Below are 16,842 nucleotides of genomic sequence, written 5' to 3'. Positions count from 1 at the left end.
GGTGGGCGAAAAGAAGCAGTTTGAGATTTTTCCAAAACATATGGGGTTTTTCCCATATATATGGTTTGTGTATTTGTTGTATCCTTTGTACCATCTATTGAATCAATCAGGATGGAAATTGATTTTAGGAAGCGGTATGCTATTGCTTTTTGTGATTGCATACCGCCAGCTTTATTTTGTAGAAAAGACATTTATTATGTGGGCAAGTATTCAACTTGTAATTACATTTATATTTGCTATGTTTTATGATCCGTTTATGATATTTTTCGGATTTTTTACTGCAAGTGCGATGGGGTTTGCGCCAACAAAAAAAGTATTTCGAGTATTGTTTGGTCTTTTGATTGTAATGCTTGGTGCTTTTGTATTAGTGTATGTAAAACAGTTAACAACTACAAGCCTAGTCAATATAATACCAATGTTTATTTTAATGCTTCTTTCGCCGTTTGGTATGCGTAATTTTAACCAAAAAAAGAAACTAAAAACGCAATTAAGTGAAGCAAATGGACAAATTAAAGATTTAGTAAAACGTGAAGAACGTCAGCGTATTGCAAGAGATCTTCACGATACGCTAGGACATACGCTATCTCTTATTACATTAAAAAGTCAGCTTGTCGAGAAGCTCATTGTGAAAAATCCAGAACGTGCAAGTCTTGAGGCAAAGGAGATTACACAAACATCTCGTACAGCTTTAAAGCAGCTTCGTGAATTAATTTCTGATATGCGGATGATTACTGTGGAGGAAGAGCTAGAGCAAGTGAAGGTCATACTAGAAGCTGCTAATATTTCGTTAGAAGTAGAGCAGAAGGCGGATTCAAATGCGTTATCACCGCTTGAACAAAATATTTTAGGTATGTGTTTGCGAGAAGCTATCACAAACGTTGTAAAGCATAGTAAAGCGACAACATGCAAGGTGTCTTTACTTGAAACGCAAGGAGAACTGATTTTGCAGGTTAAGGACAATGGAGTGGGATTACAAGCGCAAGCTAATGATGGAAATGGAATCTTAGGTATGAGAGAACGACTTGCTCTTATAGATGGAGCTCTCGAATTAGGTGGAATGCGACCTGGAACGATGTTAACGGTGAAAGTTCCAATCGTAATTAGAACAGGAAAAGACGAGGTGAGGGCATGATTCGAATCATCATTGCAGAAGATCAACGAATGCTCCGAGGCGCATTAGGTGCATTGCTTGATTTAGAAGATGACATTGAAGTGGTTGGGCAAGCAGAGAACGGAGAAGAGGCTTTAAAATTGATTGAAAAGTTGCAGCCTGATGTAAGCATTATGGATATTGAAATGCCGATTCAAAGTGGGCTAGATGTCGCAGAAGCATTGCAGAAGAAAAAATCACCATGCAAAGTGATGATGTTAACGACATTTGCGCGCCCAGGTTATTTTGAAAGGGCGATGCAAGCAAATGTACAGGGTTATTTATTAAAGGATAGTCCAAGTGAAGACTTAGCGGCAGCGATTCGTAATGTGATGAAGGGGAAACGGGAGATTTCTCCGGAGCTAATGTTTGGGCTTTGGCAAGAACAAAACCCATTATCAGATCGTGAGAAAGAAGTAATGCTGTTAGCGAAAGAAGGAAAAACAGCAAATGAAATCGCGAAAACACTCTATCTTTCATCGGGTACGGTGCGAAATTATATTTCAGATGTCTTAACAAAATTAAATGCCAAAAACCGAATTGAAGCAATTGCCATTGCAGAAGAAAAGGGATGGATATGAAAAAAGATGTTTACCAATGTATATCGGTAAACATCTTTTTCTATTATTCTCCCTTTTGCGATTGCATTGTTTAGAATTTGAATATATAAATAAAAATTTAAAAACCGACATAAACCCCTTCTTCTTAGGTGGGAGAGAGCATCCGGCCATGCATAGAAGCGGTCAGATCCTTTTCCTGCCCCATGCCACGTGAAAACAAAGAGAGAAAAAGAGTGCAGGTCACCTTTTGTTATCCATAGCCGCGGCTATATGTCGAAAAATCAAAATGGACTTATATAGTATTTCGTAATGACGATTTTACTTCATTTTTCGACAAAATATTTGTTATAGTAAGGTTAGGCTGATTTTCTAAATTCCTTGCAACTTTACCACTAACAGTTGTAATAACTCCATTTTTATATACCTTAACAATTAAGCCTTGACCGTATACTTTGTAATTTTTATATGTCTGGGCAAGACGTACTTCTGTTTGATTTTCTTTTACCTCTTTGTTTGTAGGGTGAAAATCAACACTTTTTTCAGTGGTAACTTGTTCTTGTTGGGCTTTTGCTCCTTGTACTTCACCTTTTAAGTATTTTTTAGCGATATTTTCTGTTGTACCGTTTTGTGGTTCTGTTAACTTTCCGATTGTTAAACCAGGCTGAGTAACTTCAACCTGTACTTCGTTTTTATCAACTTCTTGGGCATGAATAGCTTCAGTTGATAAAGGACAGGGTAGACCAAAAACGAGAAGGGCACTAGCAACTTTTTTATAATTCATCTCTAATACTCCCAATCTTGTGTTTGTATGAGATGAATTGTAAGAGGAATTTGCCGAATTTTATATATATTATGCAATATTTCATATCAAAAATTGTCGCAAGAACATTATTGTAGTGATATGAAAACTTTTAAGGAAAAGATAGATTTTGGTAATGGGATGGTGAGCTACCATGCACGCAGAAAAGCTTGGAACCGAAATAAAAAAAATGAGGATGATGAGAGGGTTAACACAAAAGCAGTTAGCTGATAATATATGTCATCAATCAGAAGTGAGTAGAATTGAGTCAGGAGCAGTATATCCGAGTATGGATATATTACAAGGTATTGCATCGAAGCTAAAAGTACCTATCACTCATTTTTATGAGGTACTCATTTATTCTGATATTGAAAGAAAAAAACAATTTAAGGATCATATTATACTGCTTTGTAAACAAAAGCAGTATAAAGAAATTTATAAAAAAGTGTGTAATGAATTAAAGAAGGAGGAATATCATCCCGAATTTCAACAATTTCTTCTTTGGCAGTATCATGTATCGGCATATATGTTAAAAAAGGTAAACTATGAATATTGTATTTTGGAACTAAGAAAATTAATAAACAAGCAACTAGCAGGACTTGATGTATTTCAAAATTTATATGTAGAAAATGCAATTGCAAATATTTATGCGGAAAACGGGTATTTCAAAAAAAGTATAGGATTATTTCAAGATATTTTAAAGCAACTGGAGTCGCTACATAGCAACGAGGAATTTGCTGTAAAGGTTGGTTATAATCATGCGAAAGCACTATACTTAGATGAACAATATGAAGAAGCACTTTACCAGGTTAAAAAGGCAATTGAAACATCGTGTCGTATAAGCAGCATGACACTTATTGGACAGCTATATTATCAAAAAGGGGAGTGTCTGGAAAAGTTAGGATACGCAGAACAGGATATTAGAGTTGCTTATGAAAAAGCCCTTTTCTTTTTTGATTTATTAGAGCTACATTCCTATAAAAACACACTTTTAAAGAAAATAAATCTGTAAGTACTTATACTTACAAATACAAATTAAAAAACCGACATAAAACCCTTATTTTTAGGTAGGAGAGAGCATTCGGCCATGTATAGAAGCGGTCAGATCCTTTTCCTGCCCAGACATAGTGAAAACAAAGAGAGAAAACGAGTGCAGGTCACCTTTTGTTATCCATAGCCGCGGCTTATACATCGAAAAATCAAAATGGATATTAATGGGTATGCATAATTGCATGTAGAATGGATAAATTTTCATGATATAGTAAAAGAAAAAATATATGGGTGATGGAATATGAAGAAACTTCTTATTGGTAGTTTATTGACGTTAGCAATGGTAGCGGGTATTTCTTTTAGCGATGTAGTATTAGATCGAAATCATGCAGTAACAGATCATAATGAAGTGGTACAATTAGCTTCTGATTTACCATTTGAATATTAATATAAAAAGAAACGACCGTCTTATTTAAGCGGTTGTTTCTTTTTCTTTTTGTAACAGTACCCATACATCTTCGACGGAGACGGGCTGACTAATTAAAAAGCCTTGAATTTGATCGCAATTTTGTTTATGTAAAAACGCCCATTGTTCATGCGTTTCAACACCTTCAGCAATGACGGTGAGCTGTAAATTTTTAGCTAATGCAATGATGGAAGCGGTCAGATCCTTTTCCTGCCCCAGACATAGTGAAAACAAAGAGAGAAAACGAGTGCAGGTCACCTTTTGTTATCCATAGCCGCGGCTATATGCCGAAAAATCAAAATGGATTTATATAATTGAAAAAGTGCCAAATCCTTTCGTTTGCTCTCAATCATAATATTGAAGTCCTGATTTACTTCTTTTGCAATTTTTAAAAGGGGTTGTATAAAAGAAGCATCAATATAATCAGCGTGAGACCGCAATTCCATTTCGTATTCCGCTGATAGAAGTTTCATTCTATAGGAAAAATGCCAGTAATGTCCCAATCCATTCTTTTGTCTTATCAATTAGGGATAGAGAGGAGACATTTTTCCAAGAAAGTAAGGAGGATTCTTCTATGTCTTCGCTAATTTTCGTTTTAATTTCTTTTATAAAGGCTGAATCATATAAGAGACAATTGATCTCGTGATTGGTATATAAACTTCTCATATCAAAATTGGCCGTTCCAATATCACAAGTATGACCATCGACCATAATAATTTTGGCATGAAAAAATCCTTGCTGAAATTCATAAATGTTGCAACCTGCTTGAATCAGTTTTCGGCAGTATGGTAATTTCGCCTCCCGAACAAACGGATGATCTGCCCTTTTTGGAACAAGAATCGTGATACGAACGCCGCGCTCTTTCGCTTGTAATAATGCATGCATGAGTTTTTTTCCTGGAATAAAATAGGGTGTCCCAATATACAATTCTTCTTTTGCGCTTTCAATCAGGTTTAAAAAGGTTTGCTGTAAATAAGCACCGTCTGTTGGAATAAAGCGGTGTGGAATGGGGCCTGGCGGTTGTTTAGGGAAATATAACGTTTCTCCTAGTAAATCCTCAGCTGTATCATCGCGCCAGTCGTGCAAAAATTGTGTTTGTAAATCTTGTACCCCTTCTCCTGTAAGGCGCAAATGGTAATCGCGCCACAGGCCTAGTTTTGGATCATGCCCCAAATATTCTTCCCCAATATTGAAGCCCCCGATATAGCCGATTTTCCCGTCAATAATCGTGATCTTTCTATGGTTTCTTTGGTTTGCGGAAAAAAAGAGAAAAGGGAATTTAATCTTATGACAAAATGAAAAAGAGACACCATGTTGTCGCAATGTACGAATCGCTTCCCCTGATAATTGGTGGCTACCTATGCGATCGAGAAGAAGCCGTACTTGTATGCCTTGTTTTGCTTTTTTGATTAGAAGCTGTAAAAAGGCATTACTCACCTCATCATTTTTAACAATGAAAAATAAAATATGAATGTGGTGCTGTGCCTGCTGTATATCAGTAAATAAGTCATCGTATAAATTTTTTCCATATGTATAAAGTTTAAAATGGCCACGGCGTAAAGGAAAAGAGCGATGCTTAATTTGTTTTAAATGACGCTTTCTTCCATATGAAAAGTCCAGTAGGACCCATATTACAAATAATAGTAGCAAGAGAGATAAAAAGACCATTATCAAATTACCTCCTCTATATTCATTTCTATAGTGGCCCAATGAATCCAATTTGGATCATAAAGCAGGTTCTCTCAACACATTCTTTTTGGATTACACAGGCATGTATTTTGTTCAATTTGTGCTACAGTACTAAGAAGAAAATTTGGGAAGATAACCGAACTTGTTAATGATGCTTATTGTATTAGAAATACGTAGTTCTTATAGTTTAAACAGAAGTATGTAAGACAATTCAATATTACATGTAGTATTTTAGATGATTTTTCTAGAGAGGGTGGTTCTTCTTTAGTTTTTTCCGAAATAATCGTTGTGGAATGATTCAAAATTGTGCCGTAACCTTAAGACAGGGTTTTGGTAAGTTGTCTGCGGCATGACAGAATTTTGGCAAGATGGTCGTAAGAAGAACTTAACCATGCTTAAGTTATAAGCAGTACTTATAATTTGAGCAAAAGTATGTAAAGCAATTCTATAGTGGGATTATTTTTTATATTTGAATCAATGGATGAAGAAAAGTTTGAATTAAATATGAATCCTATTTTTATTGGATCTATTATCTATATAGCAGTGTCTTTACTATTTGTAGTAATAGGATATTGGAAATATTTTGTCTAGTAATTTTTACTTCCGTTAACACTGATTATATATAAATACAAATTAAAAAACCGACATAAACCCCTTCTTTTTAGGGGGGAGGGAGCATCCGGTCATGCATAGAAGCGGTCAGATCCTTTTCCTGCCCCATGTCAAGTGAAAACAAAGAGAGAAAACGAGTGCAGGTCACCTTTTGTTATCCATAGCCGCGGCTTATATGTCGAAAAACAAAAATGGATTTATATAGTAACTAAAACAGCACCTAACCTTATTTAGATTAAATAGGGTTAGGTGCTGTTTTTATTACGAACGTTTTGTTTAATAAACTCCAAAATTCCTTTTGAGAGGAAAATAATACTTACTACCCAAGTGATTCCTGATATGGCCAATTGAAGTGAATTCTCTTCTGATGCCATAGCGTAGTTAGAAAAGTTAGGTCCGATTAGAAGATTTATCAGAAGGAATAAACTTAAAGCAAGGGTTAAGAAATGTGCAATAAACCAGATGATATTTTTTTCTTTGTACTTAATGAGCCAATAAATTAGAAGTATTAAAGAAACTATAACTACAAGACAGGAACCTGTAACTAAATATCCTCTAACCTCTTGTTCCATTGGCATATACATATTAATCACCCATTTCATCTAAGCGTCTATATCTATTTTTAGTATCGGTCATTATTACTCTGGATAGTCCTCCGAATAATATGAATTACTTCGAATCAGTTGTATATCAATGAGGTGTTTGTTTTTGTTCATGGAGTTTCTAGATTCTTTATTTATAGTATTTTGAATGTATACTTTTAATAGTGATTTTGGAGAAAATGAGTAAAATGCGATAAAACTAATAAAATCAACGATCTGAGTGTAAACTAATATATAAAAGTTTACATTCAAAATTAGAAAAAAAGTCCTGTATAAGAGGACTTTTTTATGTATATCGATTGAAATAAAAATAGTAATTCTTTATTTTCTCTATTAGGTTTATTTTTTTCCGCAACTATCAATTAAATCATATTGTACGGAAATCATTTCATTTCGAATTTGGTTGAGGTGTTCATGTAATGTTTTTTTTACTGCACTACCTGTTTTACTTTCAAAACTTTTGTCTAATTCAATTCCTTGTTCAGTTAAACTTTTGCATACATCATGAAATGATTCTTTATTTTTTTGAATAGTATGCTTTTGTTTTGTTATTATACTATTTGTTTTGAATGCTACTTCAGTTTTTAAAAATTTTTGTTGCATTTCTTTTTCTAATTGTTTTTTGAGAGCTTGCAATTCATCAACGACATTTCCTGCGACATCTCCCACAGCTTTTTCTATTTCTTTTTCTACTTTTTTAATTTCCTCTATAAAATCAATCATGTTATTTCACCGCCAATCCTTCAAAATTTGTGCCTAATTGGTTATCTTTATCTCGTAATGAATTGGCAGCATGCGCAATATCATCTCCAAAAAGACTTAATTCTTTTTGTTTTTTCCGTAAAAGATGAATTAATTCTTCTGCGAGTTTTACATCATGAAAATAATCTTTTCCGTTTTGGGATGTTTTTGCAATCTCTCTGATTGCCTCATCTACTTCATGTTCTTCTAACAGATGATATTTTCCCCCAGGACCTGTTTCATGCTTCAATTGACTCTTCAATTTTGCAACTTCCTCTTCTTCTTGTCGTTGGAAATTTTCTATGTTTCGAACAATATCATGTAATGTATCACTTATTCTTTGTATTTCTTTTGCACGTGCAATAATGTCATCTGGTTCTAACTCTAATTGGACACCACCATTTTCGTGGAACGTGTCTTTAAAAGTCTTCATTGGGTGTTGTCCCATAAATACCGCCGCAAGAACACTATCCGTTCCATTACTTTTAGTTGTAAATTGTTTACCAATCATAGGTGCTCCAAATTGCGTGAAATTCCCTACGGCATCTTTTTTATGAGTATAATCTATTGCTTTATTTTCCATTACGCCTTCATCTACTCGTTTTTTTGCTTCGTCACTGAGTAATCGATAAACATTAGGCGCGGCATATGTAGTTGCATAACAATTTAATTCCGCAGCTATAAGGTCTGCCTCTCCAGCTCCTTTACTATGTCCAGTTGTATGAAGAGATTTCGGCTTATATTTCGCAACAATGTCATTTTTTGCCCATTCTAATCCAGTATCAAATGATGTTGGTTGGTTATGTTTTACTTCTTGGTTTCCGATATTTAAACTGATGTTTTTTTTAATTCCAAATGTAATTTGATTGACATCTGTACGAAGATCTCCATCACCTTTACCAGCCTCTGTTCCACGAAATGCTAGGATTATATCATCATAATGTGTTGCATTCTCTTTATAATCTTTTTCAGGTACTACTGCGATAGCTTGTAATCCGTTTTTGACTTTTTGGCAATCTGCATCAATTGATTCTATAACCCTCCATACTTTCCCATTATTACCCGTTATTTTTTCACCTTTATGTAAATATGTATCTTTATAAACCTTATCTGATAACTCAAAATAATCTTCATCTGTCGCAATGGTATTCTTTTTAAATTCACTCATATGTTTCAACTCATTTCATGGTATATTTTAACTATATTCAAATACAAGGGGATTTTAAATGAAAAAGAAATTGGTAATTATTTTATCCATTATTTGTATTATAGCAGGAGGGTATTTTACTATGGAATACTTAAAACAAAAAGAAAAAGAAGAAAAGTTTTGGAAAGACCAAGAAGCACGGATAGAAAAGTATATTCATTACAATATTAAAGATATAAAATCTATTACGTTTACAAAACATGATATAAGTCCGATGGGTGTTCCTTCTGTAGAAGGATATATAAATGATGATAAAGAATTATGGTTTGATGCTAGTATAAGTACTACAGATAATTTTGAGGATAAGTTTGGGTGTTCAGGGGAATTATATGATAATTATGTAAAAAAACCAGAAAAATCAGTATCCGAAATTGAAAAAGAAGAGAAAGAAAAAAAACAAGAGTAGTCTTTGCACTACTCTTGTCTTCTGCATCCCATTTTAAGAAGAATGCATTGGTAAGTGTTTTTTATAAGGGGAATTTTCAATGAAGAAAGTAATGATTTGGTTTGTATCTGCTATGGTGATCATAGCAGGAGGGTGTTTTACAATGGAATACTTAAAACAAAAAGAAAAAGAAGAAAAGTTTTGGAAAGTACAAGAAGCAAGAGTAGAAAAGTATATTCATTATAATATTCAAGATGTAAAATCTATTACGTTTATAGAACATAAAATAAGCCCTATGGGAGTTCCTCATATAAAAGGATATATAAATGATAATCGAGAATTATGGTTTGATGCTGGTCTTGATGATAATGATACTTTCGAAAGAAAATTGGGGCGTTCTGGAGAACTTGGAAAACTTATAAAAAAACCAGAAAAATCCGTATCAGAAATTGAAAAAGAAGAGAAGGAAAAGAAACAAGAGTAGTCTTTGCACTACTCTTGTCTTCTGTATCCCATTTTAAGAAGAATGCATTGGTAAGTTTTTTATAAGGTGGTTTTCTATGAAGAAAATAATCATCTGGTTTGTATCTGCTGTGGTGCTCATAGCAGGAGGTTATTTAACTATGGAATACTTAAAACAAAAAGAAAAAGAAGAACAATTTTGGAAACGACAAGAAGCAAGAGTAGAAAAGTATATTCGTTATAATATTAAGGATGTGAAATCTATTACATTCACAAATAATGAAGTTGATCCAATGGGGGTTCCTTCTGTAGACGGATATATAAACGGTAATAAAAAATTAGATTTCTCAGCTAGTATTAGCACAATAAAAGATTTTGAAGATAAGTTTTCATGTTCTGGAGAATTATATGATAACTATGTGAAAAAACCAGCAAAATCGGTATCTGAAATTGAAAAAGAAGAGAAGGAAAAGAAACAAGAGTAGTCTTTGCGATTACTCTTGTCTTCTGTATCCCATTTTAAGAAGAATGCATTGGTAAGTTTTTTATAAGGTGGTTTTCTATGAAGAAAATAATCATCTGGTTTGTATCTGCTGTGGTGCTCATAGCAGGAGGTTATTTAACTATGGAATACTTAAAACAAAAAGAAAAAGAAGAAAAGTTTTGGAAAACACAAGAGGCACGAGTAGAAAAGTATATTCGTTATAATATTGAAGATGTAAAATCTATTACGTTTACAAAAAAAGATGTAAGTCTTATGGGGGTTCCTTCTGTAGAAGGATATATAAATAATGATAAGGAATTATGGTTTGATGCTAGTATAAGTACTACGAAGAATTTTGAAGATGATTTTTCCCGTTCTGAGGAACTGGGAGAACTTATAAAACAACCTGAAAAATCCGTATCCGAAATTGAAAAAGAAGAGAAAGAAAAAAAACAAGAGTAGTTGAACTGACTACTCTTGTTTTAGATAGCCCATTTATAAAGAGATTATTTCAATGTTTTTAAATTAAGGGGATTCCTATGAAGAAATTTTTCATTTTCGTTATAACTGCTATGGCGATCATAGCAGGAGGGTATTTAACGATGGAATACTTAAATCAAAAAGAACAAGAAGAAAAGTTTTGGAAAGCACAAGAAGCACGGGTAGAAAAGTATATTCGTTATAATATTCAAGATGTAAAATCTATTATCTTTACAAAACATAATGTAAATCCGACGGGAGTTCCTCATATAGGCGTACCGCTCACATTTTAATGAAAATATACGCTAAGCAAATTTCAATCCGAAAAAACGTTGATTTTACTACTCTAAGCAATTTATTCAATCTCAAAACTCATCTCTAAATTAAAGGCTCAATTGAAATAGGTAATATTGAGTTTTGAGAATCCCTTAGCGTATAAAAAGGTTAAAATGTGCGTGCTACCCCTTATTTTACTTTATATTCTTTTTATCCAACTTATTGTCGCTGAACTACCCAAAATTTTGTCGCCCGACAAAAATATCGTCAGTTAAAAACAGTGTTATAAAAATTCTGTTGTTGTATAACAAAAAACTGTTGACTGAATGCTCACTCATTATATAATGGGGATAGGGGATATAAATTCAGAAAATTATTTATTTTCGAAGATTCTAAAAGAAAGAGTGCTTACAAAGAGAGGGGTTGGCATAAAAATGAATAGTTTATTACTTATCAATTGGCTGGCTGCTATTGCCGTTATTGCGTATGCAGGATATTTATTTGTATATCTCATACGAACGAGGATGGCCTACATACAATTAGGTAAAAAGGTAGAATTTGATCGCCGCTTTAAAGAAAGATGGGATCTTCTTAAGGTAAACGTCTTTGGACAAAAAAAGTTGTTGAAAGACAAGAAGAGCGGTATCATTCACGTTATGTTTTTTTACGGATTTATTCTTGTCCAATTTGGAGCATTTGACTTCGTTTGGAAAGGATTAGCACCAGGATCACATCTTCCACTTGGACCACTATACCCTGCATTTACATTCTTCCAGGAAATTATCACACTTATTATTTTAATCGCAGTCTTTTGGGCTTTTTATAGAAGGTACGTTGAAAAGCTTGTTCGTTTAAAACGTAATTTCAAATCGGGCCTCGTTCTTATTTTTATCGGTGGCTTAATGCTTTCCGTACTTCTTGGTAACGGGATGGGCATTATATGGCACGGCGAAGAACTTTCGTGGAGCGAACCAATCGCTTCTGCAATCGCTTACGTTTTTGCGGGTATAAATGAAACCGTAGCCATTTCCGTGTTCTATTTTGCTTGGTGGGTGCATTTACTTATTTTGTTAACGTTTTTAGTTTATGTACCGCAGTCCAAACATGCGCATTTAATTGCTGGACCTGCCAATGTCTTTTTTAGTCGTCTTTCCAATCCAGGGAAGCTTGAAAAAATCGATTTTGAAGATGAAACGCAAGAAACATTTGGTGTTGGGAAAATTGAAGATTTTAAACAAACGCAGCTCATTGATCTATACGCTTGTGTAGAGTGTGGACGTTGTACGAATATGTGCCCGGCAACAGGAACTGGAAAGATGCTGTCGCCAATGGATTTAATTTTAAAACTTCGCGACCATTTGACTGACAAGGGAGCAGCGGTGACATCGCGGACACCTTGGGTTCCGGCTGTTGCCTTTAATAATACACAAGGAAACCAATTGGCGATGATGGCAACTGGGAAAGGCCAGCAAGAGTCGGCGGGGGCAACACTTGCGTATGATCCAAGCTTAATTGGAGAAGTCATTACAGAAGAAGAGATTTGGGCATGTACAACGTGCCGGAACTGTGAAGATCAATGCCCGGTTATGAATGAGCACGTTGATAAAGTTATTGACTTGCGCCGTTACCTTGTTTTAACAGAAGGGAAAATGGATCCAGAAGCGCAGCGTGCCATGACAAATATTGAGCGTCAAGGGAACCCTTGGGGGCTGAACCGTAAAGAGCGTGAAACATGGCGTCAAGCGGATGAAGAAGTATCAATTCCGACTGTTAAAGAGAAAACAAAAGCTGGCGAAGAATTTGAGTACTTATTCTGGGTTGGCTCTATGGGTTCGTACGATAATCGTAGTCAAAAGATTGCCTTATCATTTGCGAAGCTAATGAATGAAGCTGGCATTTCCTTTGCAATTCTCGGTAACAAAGAGAAGAACTCAGGAGATACGCCGCGCCGCTTAGGAAATGAATTTGTCTTCCAAGAGATGGCGACAAAAAATATCGAGGAATTTGAAAAAGCAGGTGTGAAAAAAATCGTCACGATTGATCCACATGCATATAACACATTTAAAAATGAGTATCCGGACTTTGGCTTACAAGCAGAAGTCTATCATCATACAGAACTATTAGCACAGTGGGTGAAAGAAGGGCGCTTAAAGCCAGTCCACCGTGTGGAAGAAACAATTACGTATCATGATTCCTGTTATTTAGGAAGATACAACGAAGTATACGAAGCGCCGCGCAATATTTTAAAAGCAATTCCAGGCGTAACAGTTGTTGAAATGGAGCGTAATCGTGAAACAGGAATGTGCTGCGGCGCAGGCGGTGGTCTTATGTGGATGGAAGAGACTGCTGGTACACGTATTAATGTGGCACGTACAGAACAAGCACTTGCTGTGAAACCGACAATGATCGGTACGGGCTGTCCGTATTGTTTAACAATGATTAGTGACGGTACGAAAGCAAAAGAAGTAGAAGAGCAAGTACAAACACTTGATGTAACAGAGATTCTAGAACGCTCTGTCATCGGGCAAAAGAAAGAAGCAATGTAAATCATAAGAATTCATACAACTTTAGAAAGAGGTGCAAGCTTTGCACCTCTTCTCAACGTAGGAATACCGAGCGAGCGTTCAATCACGCCGTAAAAAAGGAAATGGGGGAATACGTTTTGGTAAGAACAGTGATTTTAAGTGCAACAAGAACACCGGTTGGAAAGTTTGGGGGAGCTTTAAAAGATGTAAAAGCAACGGAACTTGGAGGTATCGCGATTAAAGCTGCACTAGATCGTGCAAATGTTGAAGCAAGTGACATTGAAGAAGTTATTTTTGGAGCGGTTATTCAAGGAGGACAAGGACAAATCCCTTCGCGTCAAGCGGCAAGAGAAGCTGGAATTCCATGGGAGACGCGCACAGAAACAGTGAATAAAGTATGTGCATCGGGTCTGCGTGCTGTTACGTTAGCGGATCAAATTATTCGTACTGGCGATCAATCACTTATTGTAGCTGGTGGTATGGAATCAATGAGCAACAGCCCTTATATTTTACGAGGTGCACGCTGGGGATATCGAATGGGGCATAACGAAGTTGTCGACTTAAATGTGGCAGACGGCTTAACATGTGCATTCTCAGGTATACATATGGGTGTATATGGCGGGGAAGTGGCAAAAGAAGACGGTATTTCCCGTGAAGCACAAGACGAATGGGCATGTCGCAGTCATCAGCGTGCGGTTGCTGCACAAAAAGAAGGACGTTTTGAAGAAGAAATCGTTCCAGTATCTGTGCCGCAGCGAAAAGGTGAACCAATTATTGTCGCACAAGACGAAGCACCGCGCGGGGATACGACAGTTGAAAAATTAGCAAAACTAAAGCCAGTATTTGATAAAACGGCAGCAGTAACAGCGGGCAATGCACCTGGTTTAAATGATGGCGGTGCTGCACTTGTATTAATGAGCGAGGACAGAGCGCAGCAAGAAGGAAGAAAACCGCTAGCAACAATTTTGGCACATACAGCTATTGCTGTTGAAGCGAAGGATTTTCCGAGAACACCGGGTTATGTGATTAATGAGCTCTTGAAGAAAACAGGTAAGACAGTGGAAGAGATTGATTTATTTGAGATTAACGAAGCTTTTGCAGCAGTTGCAATTGCAAGTGCGGATATTGCAGGGATTAATCCGGAGAAGATTAACGTAAACGGCGGAGCGGTTGCGATGGGACACCCAATTGGGGCGAGCGGAGCCCGTATTATCGTTACGCTTATTCATGCGTTAAAACAGCGCGGCGGCGGAATTGGCATTGCTTCTATTTGTAGCGGCGGTGGTCAAGGTGACGCGATTATGATTGAAGTTCGCTAATTAAAGGGGGAGAAGAACATGAGTGTACAAAATATTGTTGTAATTGGTGCTGGACAAATGGGGGCAGGCATTGCACAAGTGTGTGCAATGGCAGGTTATCACGTGTATATACAAGATTTAAAGCAGGAGCAATTAGATAGAGGATTGGCGATTATTACAAAAAATTTAGCGCGCCAAGTGGAAAAAGGACGTATGGAAGAAGAGGCTAAGCAAGCAACTTTGGACCGTCTTACAACCACCCTTGAACTAGATTGTGTAAAGGAAGCAGATCTCATTATTGAAGCAGCGGTTGAAAAAATGGATATTAAAAAGAAAATTTTTGAGAATTTAGATGAAATTGCACCAGAACACGCGATTTTGGCGACAAATACGTCTTCTTTACCCATTACAGAAATTGCAGCAGTAACAAAAAGACCAGAGAAGGTAATTGGGATGCATTTTATGAATCCAGTCCCGGTTATGAAGCTTGTTGAAATCATTCGCGGATTAGCAACGGACGATGCGGTATATGAAACAATTGAAGATATCACAAAGAAAATCGGGAAAGTACCTGTTGAAGTAAATGACTTCCCTGGATTTGTTTCGAACCGCATTTTATTGCCAATGATTAACGAAGCAATTTATACGCTATATGAAGGCGTGGCGACGAAAGAAGCAATCGATGAAGTAATGAAGCTTGGTATGAACCATCCGATGGGGCCGCTAACATTAGCAGATTTTATCGGTCTAGATACGTGTCTATATATTATGGAAGTGCTTCATGAAGGATTAGGAGATAGTAAATATCGCCCTTGTCCACTTCTACGTAAATATGTGAATGCTGGCTGGTTAGGGCGTAAAACAGGCCGTGGCTTCTACGTGTACGAATAGGAAGTCAATAAGGTAGGTCTCCCTCTTTTTTACAAAGTAGTGGTCTTACCAGATTATCGAATAAGTATATGAAACAAATGGAGGCGGGGCATATGAATTTTCATTTCACAGAAGAGCAAAAAATGATGAGAAAAATGGTTCAGGATTTCGCACAAAAGGAAATTGCTCCCTTTGTTCCAAGTATGGAACAAGGGGTGTTTCCTGGAGAAGTTTTAAGTAAAATGGGTGAGCTTGGATTGATGGGGATTCCAATTCCAGCGAAATACGGTGGTGCGGAAATGGATTTCATTTCCTACATTTTAGCTATTCAGGAATTGTCAAAAGTAAGTGCGACAATCGGCGTGATTTTGGCGGTACATACATCTGTTGGAACGAATCCGATTGTATATTTTGGAACAGAAGAACAGAAACAAAAGTATCTTCCAAAACTAGCAACGGGTAAATATTTAGGTGCTTTTGCTTTAACGGAGCCAAATGCGGGTTCAGATGCTGGAAGCCTGAAATCACGAGCGGTGAAGCAAGGTGACCACTACGTGATTAATGGTTCTAAGGTATTTATTACAAATGGAGGCGAGGCGGATACATATATCGTATTTGCTTCTACAAATCCAGATGCAGGGAAGAATGGGATTTCAGCATTTATTGTCGAGAAGGATACACCGGGTCTTATCGTTGGTAAAGATGAACATAAGATGGGGCTGCTTGGTTCACGTACAGTACAGCTCACATTTGAAGATATGAAAGTACCGGCAGAGAATTTACTTGGTGAAGAAGGACAGGGATTTAAGGTTGCAATGGCAAACTTAGATGTCGGTCGTATTGGCATTGGGGCACAAGCACTTGGCATTGCTGAGGCAGCACTAGAGTGCGCCGTGGATTATGCGAAGGAACGTCAACAATTTGGAAAACCAATTGCCGCGCAGCAAGGGCTCGGCTTTAAGCTAGCGGATATGGCAACGAGTATAGAAGCTGCAAGATTACTCGTATACAGGGCAGCTTCAATGCGGGCGCAAGGCCTCCCATGTGGCAAGGAAGCATCTATTGCGAAGTTATTCGCTTCAAAAACAGCGGTGGAAGTCGCAATTGAAGCGGTACAAGTATTTGGCGGCTATGGTTATACGAAAGATTATCCGGTCGAGCGCTTTTTCCGCGATGCGAAAATTTGTGAAATTTATGAAGGAACGAGTGAAATCCAGCGTCTTGTGATTAGCAGAGCGCTATAGAA

Annotated in this window: 15 protein-coding genes and 4 pseudogenes; 13 read left to right on the top strand and 6 right to left on the bottom strand. The window is 36.5% G+C overall.

What is annotated here, in order from left to right; genetic code table 11:
* The first annotated feature begins 1 nt into the window (after position 1).
* Positions 2–1,132 (top strand): sensor histidine kinase, encoded by a 1,131-nt coding sequence (locus QUF99_RS27690; protein WP_289374380.1) that lies wholly within the window; start codon positions 2–4, stop codon positions 1,130–1,132.
* Positions 1,129–1,731, top strand: a complete 603-nt coding sequence (locus QUF99_RS27685; RefSeq protein WP_289374377.1) for a response regulator transcription factor — start codon at positions 1,129–1,131, stop codon at positions 1,729–1,731. The genes QUF99_RS27690 and QUF99_RS27685 overlap by 4 nt, the downstream gene beginning before the upstream one ends.
* A 274-nt stretch (positions 1,732–2,005) precedes the next feature.
* On the opposite strand, the pseudogene QUF99_RS27680 reads toward QUF99_RS27685, so the two are convergent.
* Positions 2,006–2,491: pseudogene (locus QUF99_RS27680) on the bottom strand (M4 family metallopeptidase); the annotation flags it as partial.
* 172 nt (positions 2,492–2,663) lie between these two features.
* On the opposite strand from QUF99_RS27680, the gene QUF99_RS27675 reads away from it, so the two are divergent.
* Both QUF99_RS27675 and QUF99_RS27670 read left to right on the top strand, forming a co-directional pair.
* Complete coding sequence (locus QUF99_RS27675) at positions 2,664–3,521, top strand: helix-turn-helix domain-containing protein (protein WP_289374375.1); 858 nt, start codon at positions 2,664–2,666, stop codon at positions 3,519–3,521.
* Positions 3,522–3,800: 279 nt separating this feature from the next.
* The gene (locus tag QUF99_RS27670) at positions 3,801–3,947 is read left to right on the top strand and encodes a quorum-sensing peptide PapR (protein ID WP_289374373.1); all 147 of its coding nucleotides are present in this window, start codon (positions 3,801–3,803) and stop codon (positions 3,945–3,947) included.
* 24 nt (positions 3,948–3,971) lie between these two features.
* On the opposite strand, the pseudogene QUF99_RS27665 reads toward QUF99_RS27670, so the two are convergent.
* From QUF99_RS27665 to QUF99_RS27640, 5 genes and pseudogenes are all read right to left on the bottom strand, one after another.
* Positions 3,972–4,160 (bottom strand): annotated as a pseudogene (locus tag QUF99_RS27665) (EAL domain-containing protein); the annotation flags it as partial.
* Between the two features lie 279 nt (positions 4,161–4,439).
* A complete protein-coding gene (gene cls, locus QUF99_RS27655; protein WP_289374372.1) occupies positions 4,440–5,633 on the bottom strand; it encodes a cardiolipin synthase in 1,194 nt (397 codons plus the stop codon).
* An 878-nt stretch (positions 5,634–6,511) separates the two neighbouring features.
* Complete coding sequence (locus tag QUF99_RS27650; RefSeq protein WP_289374370.1) at positions 6,512–6,844, bottom strand: hypothetical protein; 333 nt, start codon at positions 6,842–6,844, stop codon at positions 6,512–6,514.
* Positions 6,845–7,207: 363 nt separating this feature from the next.
* Positions 7,208–7,591 carry a hypothetical protein gene (locus QUF99_RS27645; RefSeq protein WP_289374369.1) on the bottom strand — a complete coding sequence of 128 codons (384 nt, stop codon included), beginning with the start codon at positions 7,589–7,591 and terminating at the stop codon, positions 7,208–7,210.
* 1 nt (position 7,592) lies between these two features.
* Complete coding sequence (locus QUF99_RS27640; RefSeq protein ID WP_289374367.1) at positions 7,593–8,777, bottom strand: alpha/beta hydrolase family protein; 1,185 nt, start codon at positions 8,775–8,777, stop codon at positions 7,593–7,595.
* Between the two features lie 58 nt (positions 8,778–8,835).
* Here QUF99_RS27640 and QUF99_RS27635 point away from each other — a divergent pair, with 58 nt between their 5' ends.
* The 9 genes and pseudogenes from QUF99_RS27635 (at position 8,836) to QUF99_RS27595 (ending at position 16,840) form a co-directional block, all read left to right on the top strand.
* Positions 8,836–9,222, top strand: a complete 387-nt coding sequence (locus QUF99_RS27635; RefSeq protein ID WP_289374365.1) for a DUF1433 domain-containing protein — start codon at positions 8,836–8,838, stop codon at positions 9,220–9,222.
* A gap of 79 nt (positions 9,223–9,301) precedes the next feature.
* Complete coding sequence (locus tag QUF99_RS27630) at positions 9,302–9,685, top strand: DUF1433 domain-containing protein (protein WP_289374364.1); 384 nt, start codon at positions 9,302–9,304, stop codon at positions 9,683–9,685.
* A 76-nt stretch (positions 9,686–9,761) separates the two neighbouring features.
* Positions 9,762–10,148: a DUF1433 domain-containing protein gene (locus QUF99_RS27625; RefSeq protein WP_289374362.1), complete on the top strand. Its 387-nt coding sequence runs from the start codon at positions 9,762–9,764 to the stop codon at positions 10,146–10,148.
* A gap of 77 nt (positions 10,149–10,225) precedes the next feature.
* Positions 10,226–10,609 (top strand): DUF1433 domain-containing protein, encoded by a 384-nt coding sequence (locus QUF99_RS27620; RefSeq protein WP_289374360.1) that lies wholly within the window; start codon positions 10,226–10,228, stop codon positions 10,607–10,609.
* A gap of 77 nt (positions 10,610–10,686) precedes the next feature.
* Positions 10,687–10,899 (top strand): annotated as a pseudogene (locus QUF99_RS27615) (DUF1433 domain-containing protein); the annotation flags it as partial.
* Positions 10,900–11,337: 438 nt separating this feature from the next.
* A complete protein-coding gene (locus QUF99_RS27610) occupies positions 11,338–13,449 on the top strand; it encodes a (Fe-S)-binding protein (protein WP_289374359.1) in 2,112 nt (703 codons plus the stop codon).
* Positions 13,450–13,458: 9 nt separating this feature from the next.
* Positions 13,459–14,747 (top strand): annotated as a pseudogene (locus QUF99_RS27605) (acetyl-CoA C-acetyltransferase).
* A gap of 18 nt (positions 14,748–14,765) precedes the next feature.
* Positions 14,766–15,617, top strand: a complete 852-nt coding sequence (locus QUF99_RS27600; protein WP_289374358.1) for a 3-hydroxybutyryl-CoA dehydrogenase — start codon at positions 14,766–14,768, stop codon at positions 15,615–15,617.
* Between the two features lie 92 nt (positions 15,618–15,709).
* Positions 15,710–16,840, top strand: coding sequence for an acyl-CoA dehydrogenase (locus tag QUF99_RS27595; protein WP_289374357.1), 1,131 nt, complete (start codon positions 15,710–15,712; stop codon positions 16,838–16,840).
* Positions 16,841–16,842: the final 2 nt, after the last annotated feature.

Source organism: Bacillus sp. DX4.1 (genome assembly GCF_030348195.1).
GTDB lineage: Bacteria > Bacillota > Bacilli > Bacillales > Bacillaceae_G > Bacillus_A.
The sequence above is the reverse complement of the archived record's forward strand: the minus strand, read 5'-3'. Positions and strand labels throughout refer to the sequence as shown.